At 66.7% G+C, this 3,212-nt stretch carries 3 protein-coding genes; 2 read left to right on the top strand and 1 reads right to left on the bottom strand.

Annotated elements, in window-relative coordinates; translation table 11 throughout:
- Positions 1-22: 22 nt before the first annotated feature.
- Positions 23-397 carry a hypothetical protein gene (locus AC1VAN_RS16350; RefSeq protein ID WP_442252058.1) on the bottom strand — a complete coding sequence of 125 codons (375 nt, stop codon included), beginning with the start codon at positions 395-397 and terminating at the stop codon, positions 23-25.
- A 270-nt stretch (positions 398-667) separates the two neighbouring features.
- Here AC1VAN_RS16350 and AC1VAN_RS16345 point away from each other — a divergent pair, with 270 nt between their 5' ends.
- Together AC1VAN_RS16345 and AC1VAN_RS16340 are read left to right on the top strand one after the other, a co-directional pair.
- Positions 668-1,696: an alpha/beta hydrolase gene (locus AC1VAN_RS16345; protein ID WP_223485500.1), complete on the top strand. Its 1,029-nt coding sequence runs from the start codon at positions 668-670 to the stop codon at positions 1,694-1,696.
- A gap of 121 nt (positions 1,697-1,817) precedes the next feature.
- Positions 1,818-3,197 carry a YncE family protein gene (locus AC1VAN_RS16340; protein WP_480986203.1) on the top strand — a complete coding sequence of 460 codons (1,380 nt, stop codon included), beginning with the start codon at positions 1,818-1,820 and terminating at the stop codon, positions 3,195-3,197.
- Positions 3,198-3,212: the final 15 nt, after the last annotated feature.

Genomic DNA, 3,212 nt, shown 5'->3' with positions numbered 1-3,212 from the left:
GCTGTCAGCAGTGCCAAGCTGATTACTGCAGAACGCAGTCGCCCAACGCCAGGTAATCCGATCCCGAACTGAACTGCAGCGTGCAGCTGGCGGTGAAGGTGACGCCGTCATCCATCGCTGCAAGCTTGGCGTTCTGCTCGTCGTCGGAGGCGGTCAGGCGGGCCAGCACCTGGCCATCCTCATCGCCCGCCTCAAGGACCGGCTCGCCCTGCAGGTTGCTGGAGGCGCCCAGGCTCACTGCCGTGAACTGTACGGTCTGGTTGAGCTGTTCCAGCCCGAGGGAGGAATAGCCGGCCTCTTCATAGGCCGAATACAGCCCGGCCAGGCTCGGCGCGGCATGGCCGGCCAGCGGGGCGAGAAGGCAGGCGACGAGTGCGATCAGTGCTTTGTGCTTCAAGGGGTTCTCACAATCATGGGATCCGATCCCATGGCGGTTGTGGAGCTGATGGGCAGGGGCCAGGCAGGCACCCGCAAGGGCGGGGCGATTCCTGCGCCCCGATGGCAGGCAAAGTAGATGAACCCGGACTTCCGGTGCAAGCGCTGGCGTACGCACTGTCGCGCGCGTGATACATAGCGTGACGTTTGATCGATGTGATAATCATTCGCGTTTAAGGTAGACTGCGGTCCCTTGTGAACCGGTGGCCGTGTGCCGCTTTCGCCGTCACTGATGAAGTCTTCCGTCCTGCCTCCGCGCCGCGGCCCGCTGCTGTCCGGCCTGGCCGCCTTGATGATGGGCCTGCTCCTGGCTACCCCGTACGCATACGCGCAGCAACGCAATCCGCTGCAGAAGATGGGCCAGACCGTGCTTGATGCACCGGCGGCCAGCTATCGCTTCGAGCGTTTCGTGATCGACAGCCCCGATCAGCAGCGCCGCTGGCGGGTGAATGTGGCGATTCCGGCCAAGGCCCCCAAGGCGCCATCGCCGGTGCTGTACGCACTGGACGGCAACGCCGTGGCGATGGTGCTGGACCAGCCGCTGCTGGCCGAGCTGGCCGCACGCAAGGCGCCGCCGGTGTTGGTGCTGATCGGCTACGACAACGACCTGCGCATCGATTCGGCGTCGCGCACCCGCGACTACACCGCATGGATCGATCGCGCCGATGATGAAAGCGGCAGGACGCAGGCTGTCGGCGGCGGCGCAGCGGCCTTCCTGGACATGATCGAGCGTCGCATCAAGCCCGAAGTGGAACGCCGCGCCAACATCGATCGCCAGCAGCAGGCCCTGTGGGGCCATTCGCTGGGCGGCCTGTTCGTGCTCAGCAGCCTGTACACCCGTCCGGCCGCCTTCCAGTACTACCTCAGTGCCAGCCCGTCGTTGTGGTGGAGCCAGGGTGCGCCGCTGGGTGACATCGAGCAGCAGTTCGTTCAGAACGTGCATGGCCAGCCAGCAAAGGTGTGGCTGATGCTGGGCGGTGCCGAGCGCGTCGGCGACCGTGGCAAGCGCGACATGAGCAATCCGCGCGTGGTCGCGCATCTGCGCCGCATTGGTGGCGCCACCCCGGATGCGGCAATGCAGCTGTCCGAGCGCCTGGGCAAGGTACCGGGGCTGAGCGTGCAGTACCGCGAGTTCCCGGGCCTGGGCCATGGCCCGATGCTGCCGGCGTCCTTCCACGCGGCGCTGCACGAGCTTTATGGCGTGACCGACCGCAGCGCCGCCGACGGCCCGCCGGCCGGTGGAGACAACGCCGCCGAATGACCCCCTCGCACGGCAGTGCCGTGCGACCCCACTACCCAGGCGGACTGTCGATGTGCAGCGGCCAAGGCAACCGATGAATCCCGCGCCACCAGGCGCGGCCTACGTGTGCAAGGAGCCTTCCATGTCATTCCGTCCGTCTTTCCGCCTCACTTCCCTGGCCGCCGGCCTGCTGCTGGCAGTGACCGCCAGCGCACAGCCGGTGTTCGACCAGCCGGCCAGCGCTACCTTCAAGGGCCAGGTTGTCTCACGCGGTGAGAACGTGGTTCCCGGCAGCACCGCCGATGTCACCGGCCGCGGCTTCGTGCCGGGCCAGCAGGTCAGCCTGCTGCGTGGCGATACCGTGCTCAACAGCCAGCCGGTGGTGGTCGATGCCGATGGCAACTTCAAGACCCAGCTGGCCATTCCGGCCGACGCCGTGCCGGGTACCCATCCGGTGGTGGTGCGCGCCAGCCAGCCGGCCGCCGCAGCCGTGCTGAAGCTGCGTGTGTCGCCGCAGCTGCCGCTGTCGGGCCAGGCGAAGTTCACCACCCAGTCCAACAAGCTGGTGCCGGGCCTGTACCAGTCGGCCTACAGTGCTGCCAGCAATGCCGTGTTCGTGACCTCGGCCGTCGGCCGCCCGCCGGTCACCCAGTCGCAGCTGCTGAAACTGGACCCGAAGTCGCTGAAGGTGACCAAGGCCATCACCCCGGCGCAGGTGCCGGGCAGCACCAACGGTGCGGTGTTCGCGGTGTATGGCGTGGGCGTCGATGATGCCAATGGCAATGTCTGGGTCAGCAACACCCGCCAGGACACCGTGGCTGTCTATCGCCAGGCAGACTTGTCGCTGGTCCATCAGTTCCCGGTCGGCGCCGTGYCGCACGCCCGCGACGTGGTGGTCGACARCACGCACGGCAAGGTGTTCGCATCGGCCGCCGGTGAGGACCATTTGTCGGTGTTCGATGCGAAGACGCTGAAGGCACTGGAGCCGATCACCTTGGCCTCCGGCGTGGACGACGAGAAGTTCGTGCCGATGAGCCTGGTGCTGGATGAGCCCAGCGGCAAACTGTTCACGGTCAGCATCGGTACGCCGGAAGCGGCGGTGATCGATGTGGCCAGCGGCAAGGTCGACAAGGTCATCGACCTGGGCAATTCGATCAGCGCTTCGGGCGTTGCCTTCGATGCCGAGCGCAACCGCCTGTACGTGGCCTCGCAGGGCACCGACAACCTGCTGATCGTCGACGTGGCCAGCGGCAAGGTCGTGCACGACGTGCCGGTCGGCGCCGGGGCACTGAACGTGGCCTTCGATGCGAAGAGTGGCCTGGCCTACGTCACCAATCGCGGTGCCGGCACCGTCACTGCCGTCGACCGTGATGGCAAGGTGGTCGGCAACCTCGATGGCGGCACCTTCCCCAATCACGTCCGCGCCGATGGCAAGGGCAATGTCTTCGCCGTGAACAAGTCGCGTGGCGCTGAAGATCCGAAGGGTGACCGCATCACCCGCATCAGCCTGCGCCAGCCGTAAGCCACAGGGCAGGGC

This window comes from Stenotrophomonas sp. 05L44_2, assembly GCF_056665995.1.
Note: the sequence above shows the minus strand (reverse complement) of the source record. Positions and strands in the feature narration are given on the sequence as shown.